Raw genomic sequence first — 19,118 nt, 5'->3', positions numbered from 1 at the left:
TACAAGATTTTGTTTCATCATCTTTTTATAAGTCATAACGTTACACATATTGTATAAATTTTAAGTTAGGTGTAGGTGCTTGAACAGAGATTTTATGTTAAGTGATTATAATTTGAAGTATTGCCATAAATAGTTTAAAAGATTTTAACAATTTTTATATTAAACTCATATTTAGCATGTAGCTAAAATAGTTGAAATATATGTTCTTAAACTTACTTCAATTATCATAATTCACATGGGATTTTTTATCATTATCAGAAAAAATATTTGAAAGACCAGGTTCTGGTACTCCTAAAAAGCAGAATTTTTATAATAATTTTTAACTGATGATCGTGTTCTGATGAGTGTTATGAAATATCGAAAAAATCTCAAAGGAAAAGATCATTATCCAGAAAATTATTTTGTTCAAGAAAAGTAAGCCACCGTAGTGGCTTTTTTATAGATCCATTATTGAATTGGAGAGCCACCCAATGCCTGCATGAGCGTGACATAGGCATTGTACTGGCTTTGTTTGGTATTGACCAAACTTAAGCGCGCAGTTCGCGTTGTTTGCTGCTGATCTAGTACATTTTTAAGCGCAATCGCGCCATTACGATAGCGCACATCGGTCAGGCGTTCTGCTTTCTCTGCCAGTTCGAGATTTCGTTGCTGAAATTGAACTTGCTGATTCAACTCGGTGCGGGCAGAAAGTGCATTTTCAACATCGGCAAAAGCCTGATACAAGGTCTGACGATACTGAATAATGGCTTTTTCATAATCGAGTTGACTAATGGCAATATTCTTTTTCATGTCGTTATATTGCAAAAAAGGCAAACTCAAATTCGCACCAAGCGCCAACACTGGGTTTCTAATCAGTTCTGTGAGTGATGTGCTGCTTGAACCTAAACTTCCCGTTAGACTGATCGATGGATAATAACTGGCCACGGTAGCATCTTTAGTTGCCAAGGTTTCGCGTAATCTCAACTCAGCTGCACGTAAATCCGGACGTCGTGACAAAATGCTGGCCGGCAATCCCGCTTGAATTTGCGGTAAATTGACCTGAGGCGAGCGCTGTGGTTCTTGGATATTTAACTGCTGTACAGGAATGTGTAACAGTACAGCCAACGCTGTGCGGGTTTCTACCAAGCTTTGCTGGATCTGGCTTAAGTTGGCTTTTTGACTTTGGACCGATTGTTCGGCTTGTGTTAAATCCAGCCCGGAAACAGCACCTGCTTGGTATTGGGTATTCACCAAGCTATATAGTTTTTCAGAGGTGGCCAAGCTTTGTTGTGCGGTACTTAAGCTTTCATTTAAGTAAGCCAGTTGCCAATAGAGCTTCGTGGTGGTGCCAATCAGGGTTTGTGCAGTCGCCTGTAAATCTTGCGCTGTGGCCAATGCTTCCCATTTGGCTGCTTCGGTCTGACGCGCCAATTTACCAAATAAATCCAGCTCATAACTTACCCCGGCATTGAGCGAGAGGCCATTTGAACTTCTATCACCCGAGTTTACGTCAATATTCTGACTGGTCGAAACACTTGAATTAACGCGTGGGCCTTGCTGATCTGCAGCCAAGCCAGCTTTTAATCGAGCCTGCCGAAGTGTAATACCTGCCACAGCCAAATCAGTATTTTTGGCAATCACCTGATCGACCAGTTGATTGAGCTGTGTATCGCCAAACAACGTCCACCAGCGGTCGGCATAATTGGCATAATTTGATGTGGCTTGGGTCTTGTCGTATTGAAAGCTCGAAGGTGTTTGTACAGCGGGTACATGATAGGGCGTTTTCACCACTGCAGCACAACCGACCAACGTCGAGGAGGCAACGAGCATGGCACACAGCATAGTAAGTTTAGATGATGGCATGAGAGCTCCTCTTATTCTCTAGACAAGGCCGCAACAGGATCGAGCTGAGCAGCATTTCTGGCGGGTAAGAAACCAAAGACCACACCAATCAGGGTTGAGCAAACAAAAGCCGCAACAATCGAGGTGGTTGAATACGCCACTGCAAAATTCCCGGCGGCAACTTTGTTGATAAGTTGACCTAATCCTAAGGACAGTAATACGCCAAGCACACCACCGATTAAACATACCAGAATGGCTTCAATTAAAAATTGCTGCAAAATATCGCTTTGACGCGCACCAACCGCCATGCGTACCCCAATTTCTTGAGTTCGCTCTGTCACAGAAACCAACATGATATTCATAACCCCAATTCCCCCAACAACCAGTGAAATGACGGCAATGGCAGACACCAAAAGCGTCATGGTGCTGGTGGTTTTTTCAATGGTCTGACGGATACTGTCACTGTTCATGGTGAAAATATCTTGCTGACCGTGTCGCAAGGTAAGCAAGTTCACAATGGCATTTTCAGCAGCACTGGTGGAATACTGATCATTAATACGAACGATAATGCTACGCACATTCGACTGACCCAGCATACGGCTCATCACAGTGGTGTAGGGCATATAGACGTTCAGGCTATCATCTGAACCCATTGCGCTGCTCTGCGGCTCGATAATGCCGATAATTCGAGCCGGTACGCTACCCAGTAAAATCACTTGCCCAATCGGGTTGGTTCCATCTGCAAAAAACTGCTTTTGGGTATTGGTATCAATTACCACATCTTGCGAGCGATCCCGCACGCTGACTGCATCAAAACTTTGCCCATCTTTAAAGGTTAAGCCACGCACGCCAAAAAAGTCATTTCCTACACCATTGATGGTGGCGGTAGCTTCATTCTCTTGATAACGAATGGTTTTGGAGCTACTCACCATCGGCGAGACTGCTGTAACATAAGGTTGAGTTGCCAAGGCATCGGCATCTGTTGGAACCAGCGTTTTAAAGTTGGCGGTTTTGGAGTTGTCACCAAAGCCACGACCTTGAAAGACCGTAATGGTATTGGTACCCAGACTGCTGATATTTTCCAGAATCTGCTTCTGTGAGCCGTTTCCGAGCGCGACCACAGTGACCACAGATGCAATACCGATAATAATCCCGAGCATGGTCAGAAAGGTGCGCATGCGGTGTGCATTCATCGAAATCAGCGCCATCTGAAATGCTTCAGACAAGCGATCTAAAAATGATCGCCAAGATGACACACTTTGACTTTTACTCTGCTTGTGCGCAAGGGCGGGTGCAGCATCAGGATCTGGTTCAGCTTTTTGTGTAGCGGCGGACTCAGGAGTATTGGCGCGGTCAGCAATAATCTCGCCATCACTGATCTCAATAATTCGGGTGGCATTTTTGGCCACTTGCATATCGTGCGTGACAATAATAACGGTATGACCTGCTGCATTGAGCTCACGCAAAATCCGCATCACCTCGACACCGCTATGCGAATCGAGAGCACCGGTAGGTTCATCGGCTAAAATTACATCGCCGCCGTTCATCAGCGCACGGGCAATCGAGACACGTTGTTGTTGACCACCCGACAGTTGACTTGGACGATTCTGGGTTTTACTGCCCAGTCCCAACTCGGTCAACAGTGCTGTTGCACGCTGTTTACGTTCGGCTGGATTAACGCCTGCATAAACTGCTGGAACTTCCACATTGCCTTCTGCAGATAAATCTCCGAGCAAATGATAACGCTGAAAGATAAATCCGAAATATTCACGGCGGAGCTTGGCCAGATCATCGGGTTCAAGTTGTCCGGTTTCTTGCCCACTCACTTTATAGCTGCCGCTGGTCGGTCGATCCAAACAGCCCAAAATATTCATGAGGGTCGATTTACCCGAACCGGACTGGCCGACAATTGCCACCAGTTCGCCTTCGTAAATCGTCAGATCAATATTTTTTAAAATTTGTATGGTGCTATCGCCAGCAGGGAACTCTCGTACCAGATTGCTGACTTCAAGCAAAGCTTGTTTGGTCATGCTTAGAATCCCATTGGTCCACGACGACGATTACCACTATTGGCGTTAGCAGCTGAGGTATCTGCACTGTCAGCAATCACCACCTGATCACCTGCTTTAAGCCCTGCCAAGACCTGTGCACTGACTCGGTTGTTAATACCAATCAATACTTGTTTTGGCTGCACCGTGCCATCTGCATTTAATACACGCACCACACTAAGCGTGGCTTTTCCTGCTTCGACTGCCTGCTTTTGCTCTGCGGTTAAGTTCAGGCGTTCGAGTTTAGGTGCATCAGTTTTGTCTTTTTTATGGCTGGCTGTCGCCGAAGATGCAGCAGCATTTTTATTACGATTCGATTGACCCTGACCATTTGCTGAACGTGTCGATAAGGCAGAAGACGGGACCAGTAAGGCATGATTGACCGAATCTAAAACAATATAGACCTGAGCTGTCATATCAATACGTAATTTGCCATCTTCATTGGGTACATCAAACAGGGCGTTATAATAAATTGCGGTGCTACTGCTTGAACTAGATGAGTTACTAGATGAAGTGGATTCACTAGAAATTGAGTCTGGTGCCGGTTCAATCTGACGTAGTGTTGCATAGCGCTTTTTGTCATCGCCTAAAGTTGTGAAATACACCTGCTGGCCTTTTTCCACTTTCATGATATCGGCTTCGCTGACTTGGGCTTTAATCGTCATGTTCTGTAATTTTGCAATTTTCACAATCGTTGGAGCTGACTGGTTGGCGTTTACCGTCTGACCTTCTTCCGTCACAATGGCCACTACCGTTCCATCGGTCGGCGCCACAATGCGGGTATAACCGATATTGGTTTGTGCCGTCGAACGCGTCACTTTAGCCGATTCAATTTGCGCATTAATCGCTTTAATCTGAGCTTGAGCCGTTTTGTAGCTGGCTTCGGCAGATTCAAGTTCGGCTTTAGACGTGGCATCTTGTGCAAACATTTGTTGCTGACGACGATATGCCAACTGTGCCTCATTCAGATTGGCTTCTTGTTGTAAACGCTGAGCTTCTAAATTACGAATATTGGCATCTGCGGTTTTTAAACTGTTTTCCTGCGTGGTCGAATCGATTTGCGCAATCAGTTGCCCTTGTTTCACTTCATCGCCCAACTGAACGTACATCTTCTTCACCTGACCAGATACCTGTGCACCGACACTAATCAGTTTGGTGGCATCCAGTGTACCGGTTGCCAGTACCGTATTTTCAAGATTACCGTAGTTTGCTGTTTCGGTGATGTACTGCGGTTGCTGTTGCTTAGGTTTCAAAAAGAACCAAGCCAAAAGGGCAATCAGCACAATACCAATGGCAATAATCACAAGTCTAGATGGTTTTATTTTAGGCATAGCGATACAGGCAAAGTAAGAAGGACTGGCGCTAGTATAGAAGTGAAATGAGAATAAAACGTGAATATTTTTATTAATTTAGTTCAATCAAATACATTCATCAGGCTGGTTGGGCAAACAGCGAAGCACCACATAATTCGGCCAGCGCCTGTAAAATCAAGTGCTCGGGGTTTTCATCCGACATGCCTTTAATGGCACTGTCGATACGTAACAATAAGGCAGGCCAGTTTAAAAAACACTGCGGATTTAAGCGACGCAGTGCCTGCTGATAATCCGATACTTTGGTTTTCCAGATCCCCAGTTGTAAGGCATTTTGCGGTTGCTCAAAGAGTTGCATCAGCAGACGCATTTCTTTGCTTAATGTCCACAAAATCAGACTATGGGGTTCTCCCGCACCAATCAGATATTGAAAGATTTTGACTGACTGCGCCAGATTGCCACGTAACATGGCGTCACTTAAATCGTAGGTGGTATAACGTGATTGATCTTGCAGGCAGGCATACAACTGTTCAATTTGAATCAGTTGATGGTCGGGGAAGGTATCGCTTACGCGCATGAGACTGTTTTTAGCCGCAAGCAGATTATGCTCGTGGTGCTGCATCAGCCATGTCCAAGCATCCTGATCCAGTTGTATCCCAATTTTTTCTGCTTCTTTTGCCAGAATGCGCTGACGATCTTGTGGATACTGTGCGCTCAAATGCGCAATCACGCCATTGGCTTCAACCGTTTGAAAAAAAGACGACTTTAGACTTGAGGCATCCTGTTTAGGCAATACCACCAGTAGCAGATTATGCTCATTGTGCTGCAAGTAACTTTTGAGTTGCTTGATACCGTTGGCATCGGGCTTGATGTTGCCATGCACTTCAATTGCCAGTTGCTGCGAAAAAAGCGATAGGCTATTTAAACCATTAAACACGTTTTTCCAGTCACTCACGCTGCCAATGTCATAACGCTGCCGCTCGATCTCTTGCGCCTGCCAGCTCTTACGAAAGGCATCAAGTAGATTTTGCTCAAGCAAAGGCTCCTGACCGTGAACAATCCAAGCACCACGGGCTTCGTCGACCCGCTTAAGTGCTTGTAAGTAATCCAGTTTCATATGAATGACACAGCCTTAAGGCTGAGCAGTGACCTGAGGTAAACGATTGTTTGAAATCTGACGAGCAATTTGCTGTGCCACATCATCGACAATGATATGGTTCAGATAAATCTCTTGCTGGTTGTCGGTGTTGACCGTTGCCACATCGTATTGATAGTTACGTGTTGCGGTAATGGTTCTTGGTTCTGTCAGCGCATGACCTTGACGATCTTCAATTTGGAAAGTCACAGTCAAACGCAGCAGCACCTCAGTGAGTTTACCGTTCAGAAGCTGTCTGCGCGGGGTGTAATCGAGTACACGAAGCACATAGGCATCATTGGCCTGACTGATTTGTGCGCCAGACGCAGTGAGATAAACACTCAACTGCTTTTCTAGCTCCTCAGTATTGGCTGGTAAAGCCAACTGAATTTTAGTGTAAGCCATCGGACTGGCAGATGGATTCATTCCTTTCAAATGAAATCCACAGCCGACCAAGCCTGCACTTAGACCTAAAGTTAAAACAACTGCTGCTAAACGTTGAACTAAGTGCATGCTTGTTCCTCTTGACGCTTGTTAGAATTAAACCACTAGGTTAACCAGTTTGTTTGGCACCACAATTTCTTTTTTGGTTGGACCTGTTAAAAATTGCTGAATTTCCGGTAACGCTTTGGCTTGTGCCAACAGCTCATCTTTAGAAATTTCGACCGACACTTCCAACTTACCACGAAGTTTACCATTGACTTGTACAACGATGGTTTGTGTATTTCGTGTCAATGCAGACTCATCCACCGTTGGGAATTGTGCTGCAATTAAATCGATGCCGAATTCTGCCAGTAAGGTCTGACTCAAGTGCGGTGCAAATGGTGCCAGCAAGGTCAGCAAGGTTTCAATGGCTTCACGCGCAACAGCAGCATCGTCAGCAGTTTGAACTTCAAATTTGCTGGTGGCATTGAGTAATTCCATCAAGGCTGCAATGGCGGTATTAAATGCATGACGGCGCTCAATATCATCGCCCACTTTTTGAATGGTTTCATGCGTTTTACGGCGCAAGTCTTGTGCATCTTTAGATAGCTCGCCAGCAATTGGTGCCTGCGCATAGCCTTTTTCCAAAAATCCAGTCGCAAGGCGCCAAACACGCTTTAAGAAACGGTTAGAACCTTCTACGCCTGCATCTGACCATTCGAGTGATTGATCAGGTGGGGCAGCAAACATCATAAACACGCGTGCAGTATCTGCGCCGTATTGATCAATAATCGCTTGTGGATCAATGCCATTATTTTTGGACTTAGACATTTTTTCTTGTCCGCCAATCACCACTTCTTGCCCGTCGCCACTGTATTTGGCAGAGACAATACGGCCTTTTTCATCGCGTTCAAGCAAGATATCGGCAGGGTTGAACCAAGTTTTTTTGCCACTTTCGCTTTCGCGATAGAATGTATCGGCCAGCACCATGCCTTGAGTCAGTAGATTGGTAAACGGCTCATCGCCTTGAACCACGCCTTCATCACGCATGAGTTTGTGGAAGAAGCGCGCATATAACAAATGCAAAATCGCGTGTTCTACGCCACCAATGTATTGATTGACCGGTAACCAGCTTTGCGCTGCTTCTGGTTTGACCATTCCGCCGGTAAAGTCAGGAGAGGCATAGCGTGCATAATACCAAGATGACTCAACAAAAGTATCGAGAGTATCGGTTTCACGGCGCGCATGACCACCACACGATGGGCAAGTCGTTTCGTAAAACTCAGGCATTTTGTTGAGTGGATTACCCGATCCGTCTGGAACAACGTCGGTCGGTAATACCACAGGTAACTGCTCTTCTGGAACCGGAACCTGACCACAGCTATCGCAGTTGATCATTGGAATTGGACAGCCCCAGTAGCGCTGGCGTGATACACCCCAGTCACGTAAACGGAACTGAACTTTCGAATTTGCTAAACCTTGTGGTTCTAATTTTGCAAGGAATGCATCAAATGCTGCTTGGAATTGCAATCCATCAAACTCACCAGAGTTGACCAGAATTCCATCTTTAGAGCCGTACCATTCTTGCCACGTGTTTACCGAATACTCAGCATCATCTGCGCCTTTGGCATCAATCACTTGCTTGATCGGTAGATTGAACTTATTGGCAAACTCGAAATCACGCTCGTCGTGAGCAGGCACAGCCATCACAGCACCAGAGCCATACGACATCAACACATAGTTGGCAATCCAAACAGGAAGGGTTTCACCTGTGACCGGATGCTTAACCGATAAACCAGTCGACATGCCTTTCTTTTCAGCGGTGGCCAAATCGGCTTCGGCAACCGAGCCCATACGGCATTCTTCAATAAATGCCGCCAATTCAGGGTTATTCTCGGCTGCTTTAAGCGCCATTGGATGCTCTGCGGCAACCGCTACATAGGTCACACCCATCAGCGTATCGGCACGTGTGGTATAAACTGTTAAAGCATCGGCATAAATTTCTGGGTTAGCCGATGGGAACGTGATGTCCATGCCCGTTGAGCGACCAATCCAGTTACGCTGCATGGTCAAGACCTGTTGCGGCCAGCCATCTTTGAGCGTATCTAAATCATCTAACAGTTCTTGTGCATAATCGGTGATGCGGAAGTAATACATCGGAATATCGCGCTTTTCAACCAAAGCGCCCGAGCGCCAACCACGACCATTTTCAACCTGCTCATTGGCCAAAACGGTTTGGTCTACCGGATCCCAGTTGACGGTAGAGAGCTTGCGATAAATCAGGCCTTTTTTATACAACTGCACAAAGAGCCACTGTTCCCAGTGATAGTATTCTGGTGTACAGGTGGCAAATTCGCGGTCCCAGTCAATCGATAAACCGAGTTTTTTCAGTTGGTCGCGCATGTAGGCAATATTTTCAAACGTCCATTTTGCCGGTGCGACTTGATGTGCAATAGCTGCATTTTCGGCAGGAAGACCAAATGCATCCCAGCCCATAGGTTGCAGTACTGTTTCACCTTTGAGGCGATAAAAACGGCTGATCACGTCGCCAATGGTGTAGTTACGCACGTGACCCATATGCAGTTTGCCACTTGGATATGGAAACATCGACAGGATATAACGATGTTTTCCTTCAACAGTGTCTGCGACTTTAAATGCTTTGCGGTTTTCCCAGTCGTTTTGAACCTGAGATTCGATCGCATTAGCTTGATATTCGGCGTCAATGTGTGCGGTAGTCATAAATGTATTGGCAACAACAAAATGAAGTTAAAAAATATTGCTGCACAGCATAGCGCAAAACCCATAAAGAAGTGAATCATGTGGGCAGGTATTTTCAGGCAGATGCGTAAAAACTTGCAAAGCGATCTGAAAATAATTGAACAGGCCTCGTTTAAAAAGTGCTGCTTGACGCTGTGCGAGCCGGTGTTTTCATGGTGGGGTTGCTGCGATCAGCGATGTCGCGCTTTGATGATTCGCTAGAGATAGCAGGTGCGGTGGCTGGCGTACTGGCAGGGCTTGAATTACTCCCAAGTGATGATGTGGCTGTATTTGTAGTAGGTGTTGGCGGTGTCGTAGGGCTTGATGTAGCAGCAGAGGTGCTGGATGTTGAGCTGTACGTATCTACTTTGCCTTGCTTTCTTGCACCTTTGGGCGGTGGCATTTTGGTGTAGTGGGTCGAACCTTGAGCATCGATCCACTTATAATAGCTTTGGGCGTAAAGCGTGTTAGTCGTAAAAGCAACGCTGCTAAGTAGCACTAGGGACATCATGATTGAAAGGTGATTTTGTTTTATTTTTTGCATTTCAGCGCACTCGACCATGCATCATATCGAGTATTAATAGCATATTTGATCGAGAGCGAAAATAAATCCTGTGCAGGAGATGATTGCGAAAACTGTTTAAAAACTATTCAGGTTTAAATTAATGCCAAAAAATGTACTTTAAAACTTGACTTTGTAGGACGAAACATAAAAAATGCTTGCTTTAGTTTTATATGCATTTATTCGATCACCCTTCGACTAAATGACATGGTTTGCAATGGACATTTTCTCTAGCCGAGAAAATGATTTTGTCCAAGTGCTGTTTATCCCAACAGTTCTTCTACGATGCTGTAACAACTCAAACGGTTGTGAGCTCAGAAATTTTTCCTATTGCAGCAAAAACTTGGAACTATGTGTGCTATAACAATGCAGACAGTAAATGAATGAACACTATTTGTGCCTCCCATAAATAGTGATAAAGACTAGGGTGAATCACGTTGGAACTTTTATCTGGTGGTGAAATGCTCGTTCGCGCACTCGCGGATGAGGGCGTTGAGCACGTTTTTGGATACCCAGGCGGCGCAGTTTTACATATTTATGATGCGCTCTTTCAACAAGACAAAATCAATCACTATCTGGTACGCCACGAGCAAGCAGCTGGTCATATGGCTGATGCCTATTCGCGTGTAACCGGAAAAACTGGTGTTGTACTCGTCACGTCTGGCCCAGGGGCAACCAATACCGTAACTCCAATTGCAACTGCATATATGGACTCTATTCCGATGGTGATTCTATCGGGACAGGTTGCGTCACATCTTATTGGTGAAGATGCGTTTCAGGAAACAGACATGGTGGGAATTTCCCGTCCAATCGTCAAACACAGTTTCCAAGTCCGTCATGCAAGTGAAATTCCTGCAATTATTAAAAAAGCATTTTATATCGCTTCATCGGGTCGTCCTGGTCCGGTCGTGGTTGATATTCCAAAAGATGTGACTAATCCTGCTGAAAAATTTGCCTATGAATACCCAGAAAAGGTCAAGCTGCGTTCGTATCAGCCACCTTCTCGCGGCCATTCGGGTCAAATTCGTAAAGCTGTAGATGAGCTATTAACCGCTAAGCGTCCGGTGATTTACACCGGTGGTGGTGTGGTACAAGGCAATGCATCTGAATCGCTCCGAGAACTGGCACGTGTGCTGGGTTTCCCTGTAACCAATACCTTGATGGGCTTGGGTGCATTTCCGGGTGATGATCCGCAATTCTTGGGTATGCTTGGCATGCACGGTACCTATGAAGCCAATATGGCCATGCATAATGCCGATGTGATCTTGGCAATTGGTGCACGTTTTGATGACCGTGTGACCAATAATCCGGCCAAGTTCTGTTTAAATGCCAAAGTCATTCATATTGATATCGATCCGGCGGCCATCTCAAAAACCATTATGGCGCATATCCCGATTGTGGGTGCGGTACAGCCAGTTCTTCAGGAAATGCTGACACAGCTTAAGCAGCTGAATGTGTCGAAGCCAAACCCAGAAGCGATGGCTGAGTGGTGGGAGCAAATCAATGAGTGGCGTAAAGTTCACGGATTGAAATATCAAGCCGCGCAAAACGGTGAAATGAAGCCACAACAGGTGGTCGAGGCGCTTTATAAAGCGACTGATGGTGAAGCGATTATCACCTCAGACGTTGGGCAGCATCAGATGTTTGGCGCACTGTATTACAAGTACAAGCGTCCGCGTCAGTGGATCAACTCGGGTGGTCTTGGCACCATGGGCGTTGGCTTGCCGTATGCGATGGCCGCCAAACTGGCTTGTCCTGATCAGCACGTGGTGTGTATTACAGGCGAAGCGTCGATCCAGATGTGTATTCAGGAACTTTCGACCTGTAAGCAATATGGCTTAAACGTGAAGATTCTGTGCCTCAATAACCGTGCCCTCGGGATGGTTAAACAGTGGCAGGATATGAACTATGAAGGCCGTCATTCAAGCTCTTATGTCGAGTCTTTACCTGACTTTGCCAAGCTGATGGACGCCTATGGTCATGTTGGTATTCAGATTGATCATGCCGATGAGTTAGAGTCTAAGCTTGCAGAGGCCATGGCCATCAATGATAAATGTGTGTTTATCAATGTCATGGTTGATCGTACTGAGCACGTTTATCCAATGTTGGTTGCGGGTCAGTCGATGCGTGATATGTGGATTTCTAAAGGGGAGCGCATTTAATGAGACACATTATTTCGGTACTCGTTGAGAACGAAGCTGGTGCGCTTTCACGTCTAGTCGGGCTATTTAGTCAACGTGGCTACAACATTGAAACCTTGAATGTTGCACCAACAGAAGATGCGACCTTATCGCGTTTAACCCTGACCACCTATGGTGATGATCACAAAATCGAACAGATCACCAAGCAGCTAAATAAGCTGGTTGAAGTGGTCAAAGTGGTTGATCTTTCAGAAGGCGCACATATTGAGCGTGAGCTGATGTTGATCAAGGTTAAAGCCTTGGGTTCAGCACGTGCGGAAATCAAGCGTACAGCGGATATCTTCCGTGCCGCAATTGTCGACGTGACACCGACCACGTATACCATCCAGATCGCAGGGACGACAGATAAGCTCGATGGATTTATTGATGCCTTAGCTGAAAATACCATTTTAGAAGTGGTTCGCTCAGGTGTCTCGGGTATCGCGCGTGGCGAAAAAGTATTAAGTATTTAAACCAAATTAACGTATTTTAGCGGAGAAAACAGATGCAAATTTTTTACGATAAAGATTGTGACTTATCAATCATCCAAGGCAAAAAAGTAGCAATTATTGGTTACGGTTCACAAGGTCACGCGCATGCGCTAAACCTAAAAGATTCTGGTGTAGACGTGACTGTTGGTCTGCGTGCAAATTCAGCATCTTGGAAAAAAGCTGAAAATGCTGGCTTAAAAGTTGCAGAAGTGCCTGAAGCTGTGAAACAAGCTGACTTGGTGATGATTTTGACTCCGGACGAGTTCCAGTCACAACTTTACCGTGATGTGATTGAGCCAAACATCAAAGAAGGTGCAACTTTAGCATTTGCACACGGTTTCTCTGTTCTTTACAACCAAGTTGTTCCACGTAAAGATCTTGACGTGATCATGGTTGCACCAAAAGCACCAGGCCATACAGTGCGTTCTGAATTCCAGCGCGGTTCAGGTGTACCTGATTTGATCGCAATCCATCAAGATGCTTCAGGTAATGCACGTAACGTTGCATTGTCTTATGCCTCTGGTGTTGGTGGTGGCCGTACCGGTATTATCGAAACTTCATTCCGTGAAGAAACTGAAACTGACTTGTTCGGTGAGCAAGCGGTACTTTGTGGTGGTGCAGTTGAACTGGTTAAAATGGGCTTCGAAACTTTGGTTGAAGCGGGTTATTCACCAGAAATGGCATACTTCGAATGCTTGCACGAACTTAAGTTAATTGTAGACTTGATGTTCGAAGGCGGTATTGCGGACATGAACTACTCGGTATCAAACAATGCGGAGTATGGCGAATACGTAACTGGCGTTGAAGTGATCAACGAACAGTCTCGCGAAGCGATGCGTAATGCACTTAAACGTATTCAATCTGGCGAATACGCGAAAATGTTCATTCAGGAAGGTGCGTTGAACTATCCTTCTATGACTGCACGTCGCCGTCAAAATGCCGCACACGGTATTGAAGTAACAGGTGCGAAATTACGTGCAATGATGCCGTGGATTCAAGCCAACAAAATCGTAGACAAAGAGAAAAACTAATTTTTCTTTTTGGTAAAAAAATCCCGTCTTGAGACGGGATTTTTTTTACCTTTTTAATTAGATAATGTGAATTGATTCATAATAATAATTAAATAACGTGTTTTATTTCATTGATTTTTAAAATAAAAAAAGGTGGATTTACGAATAGTAAAGAAGCGCTTTAATGTTAGAATCATAAGTAATCGTGTGGGTCGGATTAACAATAATAATGATGCGTTGTTGTTGCCTAACACTCTAAAAACAGCAAGCAGTTTAATAAATAATCATGGAAGTCCTTTATGGAACATGTTGATTACGACAGTACCATTGTCATCGGTTCTATTGTTCTGGCGGTGATAATCTGCTTTGTCGCAATCTCTTTGCAACAATTAATTTTTAAAAAACGTTATTTACCTTATGAAAAGATCATTATGCTGGGCTGTGGTCTGGTCCTTGGTCTTGCGATCTGGGCCATGCATTTTGTCGGTATGCTGGCTTGCCATTTACCCAAGCCATATTATTTTGATCCGAGTTTAACGCTGGTTTCTTACCTGATTGCTTTTGTGGCATCGACCTTTGCAATCTGGTTGATTACTCGTGAAACCTTGCCGATTGCACGACTGGTGATTGGTTCGGTGCTTATGGGCTTGGGCATTTCCGGCATGCATTATACTGGCATGATGGGACTGATACTCGAACATTACACCATCGACTATGATCCGTTATTGGTGGTGTTTTCGGTATTGATCGCGATTAGCGGGTCAGGACTTGCCTTTTTATTGATCTTTAAATATAAAAACGCGCAAAAAAATAAAGTGTACCTGCAACTTGCTGCCGCAACCACCTTGGCACTTGCGATTGTCGGTTTGCATTATACCGGCATGACTGCCACGATGTTTATCGATAAAGATTTGACTAGCGGCATTGCGCTGAATCAGACCAGTCATGACTTGCTGTTATTTACGATTATTTTTATTACCAGTTTGGTATTGATGGCGGGTTATTGCGTGGCCGTGTTGGAGTTGCGTCTTGAAGAGCGTAATAAGGCATTGCTTAAACTCAACCGCGAACTGGCCAATTTAGCTGTACATGATAATTTAACTAAATTGCCCAATCGTTTGTTTTTGATGGACTATGTTAAAGACAGATTTGCAGACCCGCACCAGCAACATGAAAAAATTGCATTTTTATATCTGGATCTAGATCGCTTTAATTCGATCAATGATGCATTTGGCCACCATGTGGGTGATCAATTACTGATTCAGGTGGCCAATCGCATTCAAGAGCAGCTCGATGAAAACGGGAAGTTGCTCAGGATTGGAGGTGATGAGTTCCTACTGATTATCGAAAATAAAACAACCCGCCAAGTTGCAAAAATCGCAGAAGATGTTCTCAAGCATTTGCAAGAAACCTACCAGATCACCAGTAAAGAAATTAATATCTCGGGCAGTATTGGGATTGCGATTTATCCCGAACATGGTCACAACATGCAAGATTTGCTCATTAATGCCGATATCGCCATGGTCATGGCCAAAGATCAAGGCCGGAATACCTATTCGATTTTTAACTATTCGAGTGAGCAAAATGAAACACGCAGTCAATCCAAGTTAATTAATGACCTGTATAAGGCTGTTGAAGAAAAACAATTTGTGTTGTTCTATCAGCCCAAATATGACACCACGCTTAAAATTTGTGGTGTTGAAGCATTGATTCGATGGCAGCATCCTAGTTTTGGATTGCTTAGCCCGCATATGTTTATCGATGGTGCTGAAAAAACTGGCTTGATTGTTCCGATGGGTTACTGGGCACTCGAGCAAGCCTGTAAGCAAATTCAAGAGTGGGAAACACAAGGAACAGCGTTATATCCAATTGCAGTCAATTTATCGGCCATTCAGTTTGAAAATAAACATCTGGTCAAGACGCTAGAAGACTTGATCAAAAAATATCGCATCCGGCCCAATCACCTGACGATCGAGATTACCGAGTCAACCGCGATGCGGCATATCGACTTGAGTATTTCGACCTTTGAGCAACTTCGTGCATTGGGAATCCGAATTGCGATTGACGACTTTGGTACAGGCCATTCGAGTTTTCTGTACTTAAAAGATTTGCCAGTAGATGAATTAAAGATTGACCGTGGATTTATTATTCATTTGACTAACGGTTCCAAAGAAGAGGTCATTTTGGACAGTATTATTCATCTGGCGACAAAACTCGGGTTGTATGTGACAGCAGAAGGCGTTGAAACTCAGTTACAGGCCGACATTCTAATTCGACTCGGCTGTCATCAGCTACAAGGTTATTTGCTGGGCAGACCTATGCCTGTGGCGCAGTTAATCTCTCAAGTGACAACAGCCGATTTTCAGACAGTTCATTCATTGTAGTGCGCATGCAATACCTTATGGATGGATTCTTCTGTGGATAACCTAGAAGATATCAACAAGCATTAAATTAGCTGCCAAATCTGCTACAATTGCGACAATTTCGAATTCCCACATTTCAGTCTTGTGCCGGACGTACGTTTGATGGCCTGCTGAATTTAGATTGAAGACATCTTTCATGTTTAAAGAACAACTTGCGCGTGAAGTAAACGCACGACGTACTTTTGCAATTATTTCCCACCCAAATGTTTGATATCTATTCAAGCCCATTCAACCTATTTCAAATATGATAATAAAAGCATTGTAAGTGCTGTAAAAATATAAAAATATTGATATTCTTTATCTGGTATATCTTTCAACCCCATTCAATAGATTTCAAGTCTAGTCAGTATGTTTGTGTACATATGTGTGTACACATTTTCTAGAATTTTCTATTTGAAAAAAATATGTACACAGGTGGAGTAAAATGCCTTTAACAGATACGTGGCTTAAGAAGAATCTAGATCGTGAACGTTCAGCTATACATACGGAGTCTGATCAAGATGGATTGAGCGTTCGTGTTTCTCAAAAAGGAAAACTCACTTTTCAGATGCGTTTTCGATATAACGATAAGCAAGCTCGTTTAGACTTGGGAACCTATCCAAATATGAGTCTTAAAGAAGCTCGTATTGAATTGCAGAAAATGAAAGCAATTTTAGAAAAGGGACATGACCCGCGTATTCATAAAAAAGTAGAGCTTCACAAGATCACAGAGGCTATAACTTTTGAAGCGCTATTTCGTGAGTGGCATGCGAAATATAGTATTCCTAATAAAAAGAATGCAGATCAATATTTGAGATCATTTGAACTTTATGTTTTCCCAAAGTTAGGTAGCATACCTGCTGAGCAAATCACATTACATATGTGGTTAGATTTACTAGAAGAGCAATTTAAACAGTCGCCATCGATAACTGATCGCATTCTTACGAATACAAAGCAGTGTTTGGATTGGGGGATTAATCGAAAATTAATTGAGCAAAATCCCATAAGACATATCACTGGAAAGCGTGACTTAAATATTAAGAAAAATAAAACTGTTCGAGTATTACAAGATGATGAGTTGTCTTTAATTTTTAAAATTTGTGATGAGTCTAGAACATCATTAAGGAATGTTTTATTTCTCAAGTTATGTTTGTTTTATGGTAATCGATATAGTGAGTTGAGGCTTGCACGGAAATCAGATTTTGATTTTAGTAAAAATACATGGACAGTACCGTATGAAAATCATAAGACAGGAGAAAGTAAAGGGGACATTGTTCGACCTATTATTGATGAGATCAAACCGTGGCTTCAGTCTGCAATGGATTTGAGTAATTCTGAATACATTTTCCCACATGAAAATGGCAAAGAGCCAATGGGGCGTAGTGGGCCAACAGATACCCCTTATAACTTCATGCAATTTGCAAGGAAGAATTATAAAATTGAAATGGATCATTGGTCTATGCATGATTTACGGCGTACAGCAAGGACAAATTTCAGTGCGTTTACAAGTAGGGATGTTGCGGAACTGATGGTTGGTCATGTGATGCCTGGGGAACAGGGGACATATGACTATTATGATTATCAAAAAGAGATGTCGAAGGCTTATAAAAAATGGTGGAAAAAATTAAGTAATCTGTCTAGCTAGACAGATTACTCATTTGGTTGTTATTGAAATATTTGATTAGCCATTCGTTAAACGTTTCTTCATCCCAAAGGCTAGTAGAGCCAGCGCATTTCTTAATAGGTTGAGGCATTGGTTGCTCGAACATTTTTTGATTAGGTTGTTGGTAACGCCATAAAGTCGATGCAGAGCAATTTTTGAGTTTGTGGCGAATTTCTTTAGATGTTAAGTAGCCCATATCTTTGATCCTTTTGTGATTATCGCAATTAGATAAAAGAACTAATTTTTTAACCTTAAATATTGGCTGGAGATCAACCTATAATGTTAAAACTATTAGATCAGTTCATTGATGGGGTAACTATAAAATTTAAAAAATTGTAAAAGTAGATTGGTACTAGCTTTTAAAAATATAGTAGTATTATGCTATGTAATTATCTGTATTTTAATGAATTATGATTGATAAAAAATTATCAAGGTTAGAGCAGCTTGAGCAGGATATATGGTTAAACTTTTGTTACTACTATGAGTGTGAATTGAATAATGAATTAATAGAAACGGAGAATCAATCATATATTGATCAAAAAGAAAAAATCATAAAAAGAATGCAGCAGAATGATTTTCAATTGAGTGAGCAGTCAGCTTTTCATTTAGAAATGATGGGGGATGTGGTTTCAATCTCTTTCAAGCCATTCCAGATTGCACAGCTTTTAATGCAGATAAATACATTAAGACCTGAGGTGAATAACTTGCCTGCCAAAATTTTCCAAAGGCAATATTCAGATATTTTAATTGCTTATGTGCAAATGCTTGGTGGGGTGGAGTTTATTCAGAACCGTACACTTGCCAAAAGTGCAAAGGCAATTATTGCAGTCAAAGCTCGTTACGACAAGCATTTATATCCAAGACGGGAAATTTTATATCGCACTTTAAGAGAGCAGATTGTGCGTCGTGGCAAATGGGATAATTTGAATCAAGCAGTTAATTTTGTGCTTGATGATCTAGTCAAAGCTTTTGAGGTTTACGATATTGAATGGCTTCAGTCTGAACTTGTGCTTAAGCAAAAAATGCTCAGTGAATTAGAGCAGGAGAGTAAGCAGTTGTATGCTAAAGCTCAGTCAGATGGCGTGCGAAGAAAGCCAGCATCAATTGGGAAAAAAATAGAAAAATTACAGCTCGAACTTAACAATCTTAATCAGATACTGAAAGCAAAATATCCTTCTAAAGAGATGGAAAAGTTTGGGTATAAGATGCCTTACAGTGGTGGATACATTGCCGAAACCATCATTCATGAGCTCCGAACTCAGCCTGATATATTGAAAGAAATCTTGTTCTAAAAGTTTGTTTTAAGCTGTACCTGT

Annotated in this window: 14 protein-coding genes; 7 read left to right on the top strand and 7 right to left on the bottom strand. The window is 43.2% G+C overall.

Annotation, left to right across the window (positions count from 1 at the left end; all coding sequences use genetic code 11):
- Nucleotides 1-447: 447 nt before the first annotated feature.
- From ADA42_RS16865 to leuS, 6 genes are all read right to left on the bottom strand, one after another.
- The gene (locus tag ADA42_RS16865) at nucleotides 448-1,821 is read right to left on the bottom strand and encodes an efflux transporter outer membrane subunit (protein ID WP_373431654.1); all 1,374 of its coding nucleotides are present in this window, start codon (nucleotides 1,819-1,821) and stop codon (nucleotides 448-450) included.
- Nucleotides 1,822-1,853: 32 nt separating this feature from the next.
- Nucleotides 1,854-3,851 (bottom strand): MacB family efflux pump subunit, encoded by a 1,998-nt coding sequence (locus ADA42_RS16860; protein WP_048766406.1) that lies wholly within the window; start codon nucleotides 3,849-3,851, stop codon nucleotides 1,854-1,856.
- Nucleotides 3,852-3,853: 2 nt separating this feature from the next.
- Nucleotides 3,854-5,200, bottom strand: a complete 1,347-nt coding sequence (locus ADA42_RS16855; RefSeq protein ID WP_048766404.1) for a MacA family efflux pump subunit — start codon at nucleotides 5,198-5,200, stop codon at nucleotides 3,854-3,856.
- Nucleotides 5,201-5,300: 100 nt separating this feature from the next.
- A complete protein-coding gene (holA, locus tag ADA42_RS16850; protein WP_004945307.1) occupies nucleotides 5,301-6,296 on the bottom strand; it encodes a DNA polymerase III subunit delta in 996 nt (331 codons plus the stop codon).
- 15 nt (nucleotides 6,297-6,311) lie between these two features.
- Nucleotides 6,312-6,827 (bottom strand): LPS assembly lipoprotein LptE, encoded by a 516-nt coding sequence (gene lptE / locus ADA42_RS16845; protein WP_004940589.1) that lies wholly within the window; start codon nucleotides 6,825-6,827, stop codon nucleotides 6,312-6,314.
- Nucleotides 6,828-6,854: 27 nt separating this feature from the next.
- Complete coding sequence (leuS, locus tag ADA42_RS16840) at nucleotides 6,855-9,476, bottom strand: leucine--tRNA ligase (protein WP_048766402.1); 2,622 nt, start codon at nucleotides 9,474-9,476, stop codon at nucleotides 6,855-6,857.
- Between the two features lie 191 nt (nucleotides 9,477-9,667).
- Between leuS and ADA42_RS16835 the strand changes: the two genes are divergently transcribed.
- The 6 genes from ADA42_RS16835 (at nucleotide 9,668) to ADA42_RS16805 (ending at nucleotide 17,784) form a co-directional block, all read left to right on the top strand.
- The gene (locus ADA42_RS16835) at nucleotides 9,668-9,907 is read left to right on the top strand and encodes a hypothetical protein (protein WP_048766412.1); all 240 of its coding nucleotides are present in this window, start codon (nucleotides 9,668-9,670) and stop codon (nucleotides 9,905-9,907) included.
- 586 nt (nucleotides 9,908-10,493) lie between these two features.
- Nucleotides 10,494-12,218: an acetolactate synthase 3 large subunit gene (locus ADA42_RS16830; RefSeq protein ID WP_004940576.1), complete on the top strand. Its 1,725-nt coding sequence runs from the start codon at nucleotides 10,494-10,496 to the stop codon at nucleotides 12,216-12,218.
- Entirely contained in the window at nucleotides 12,218-12,709 is a 492-nt protein-coding gene (gene ilvN / locus ADA42_RS16825; protein WP_004940575.1) for an acetolactate synthase small subunit, read from the top strand. The genes ADA42_RS16830 and ilvN overlap by 1 nt, the downstream gene beginning before the upstream one ends.
- A 32-nt stretch (nucleotides 12,710-12,741) precedes the next feature.
- Nucleotides 12,742-13,758: a ketol-acid reductoisomerase gene (gene ilvC / locus ADA42_RS16820; RefSeq protein WP_004940573.1), complete on the top strand. Its 1,017-nt coding sequence runs from the start codon at nucleotides 12,742-12,744 to the stop codon at nucleotides 13,756-13,758.
- 278 nt (nucleotides 13,759-14,036) lie between these two features.
- A complete protein-coding gene (locus tag ADA42_RS16815) occupies nucleotides 14,037-16,121 on the top strand; it encodes a bifunctional diguanylate cyclase/phosphodiesterase (protein WP_048766400.1) in 2,085 nt (694 codons plus the stop codon).
- Nucleotides 16,122-16,584: 463 nt separating this feature from the next.
- Complete coding sequence (locus ADA42_RS16805; protein ID WP_004890115.1) at nucleotides 16,585-17,784, top strand: tyrosine-type recombinase/integrase; 1,200 nt, start codon at nucleotides 16,585-16,587, stop codon at nucleotides 17,782-17,784.
- Here ADA42_RS16805 and ADA42_RS16800 read toward each other — a convergent pair.
- Nucleotides 17,777-17,998: a hypothetical protein gene (locus ADA42_RS16800; protein WP_000541018.1), complete on the bottom strand. Its 222-nt coding sequence runs from the start codon at nucleotides 17,996-17,998 to the stop codon at nucleotides 17,777-17,779. The two genes, ADA42_RS16805 and ADA42_RS16800, sit on opposite strands and share 8 nt — an antisense overlap.
- Nucleotides 17,999-18,212: 214 nt before the next feature.
- Here ADA42_RS16800 and ADA42_RS16795 point away from each other — a divergent pair, with 214 nt between their 5' ends.
- Entirely contained in the window at nucleotides 18,213-19,094 is an 882-nt protein-coding gene (locus ADA42_RS16795) for a hypothetical protein (protein ID WP_039250473.1), read from the top strand.
- The last annotated feature ends 24 nt before the right edge of the window (nucleotides 19,095-19,118 follow it).

This window comes from Acinetobacter sp. 243_ASPC, assembly GCF_001054715.1.
Taxonomy (GTDB): Bacteria; Pseudomonadota; Gammaproteobacteria; order Pseudomonadales; family Moraxellaceae; genus Acinetobacter; species Acinetobacter soli.
This window is presented reverse-complemented; position numbering and strand designations above follow the sequence as displayed.

Coding starts and splice junctions, on each gene's coding strand:
- ADA42_RS16865 (WP_373431654.1), bottom strand. CDS start 1,821: ATGCTGTGTGCCATGCTCGTTGCCTCCTCGACGTTGGTCGGTTGTGCT.
- ADA42_RS16860 (WP_048766406.1), bottom strand. CDS start 3,851: ATGACCAAACAAGCTTTGCTTGAAGTCAGCAATCTGGTACGAGAGTTC.
- ADA42_RS16855 (WP_048766404.1), bottom strand. CDS start 5,200: ATGCCTAAAATAAAACCATCTAGACTTGTGATTATTGCCATTGGTATT.
- holA (WP_004945307.1), bottom strand. CDS start 6,296: ATGAAACTGGATTACTTACAAGCACTTAAGCGGGTCGACGAAGCCCGT.
- lptE (WP_004940589.1), bottom strand. CDS start 6,827: ATGCACTTAGTTCAACGTTTAGCAGCAGTTGTTTTAACTTTAGGTCTA.
- leuS (WP_048766402.1), bottom strand. CDS start 9,476: ATGACTACCGCACACATTGACGCCGAATATCAAGCTAATGCGATCGAA.
- ADA42_RS16835 (WP_048766412.1), top strand. CDS start 9,668: ATGGTGGGGTTGCTGCGATCAGCGATGTCGCGCTTTGATGATTCGCTA.
- ilvN (WP_004940575.1), top strand. CDS start 12,218: ATGAGACACATTATTTCGGTACTCGTTGAGAACGAAGCTGGTGCGCTT.
- ilvC (WP_004940573.1), top strand. CDS start 12,742: ATGCAAATTTTTTACGATAAAGATTGTGACTTATCAATCATCCAAGGC.
- ADA42_RS16815 (WP_048766400.1), top strand. CDS start 14,037: ATGGAACATGTTGATTACGACAGTACCATTGTCATCGGTTCTATTGTT.
- ADA42_RS16805 (WP_004890115.1), top strand. CDS start 16,585: ATGCCTTTAACAGATACGTGGCTTAAGAAGAATCTAGATCGTGAACGT.
- ADA42_RS16800 (WP_000541018.1), bottom strand. CDS start 17,998: ATGGGCTACTTAACATCTAAAGAAATTCGCCACAAACTCAAAAATTGC.
- ADA42_RS16795 (WP_039250473.1), top strand. CDS start 18,213: ATGATTGATAAAAAATTATCAAGGTTAGAGCAGCTTGAGCAGGATATA.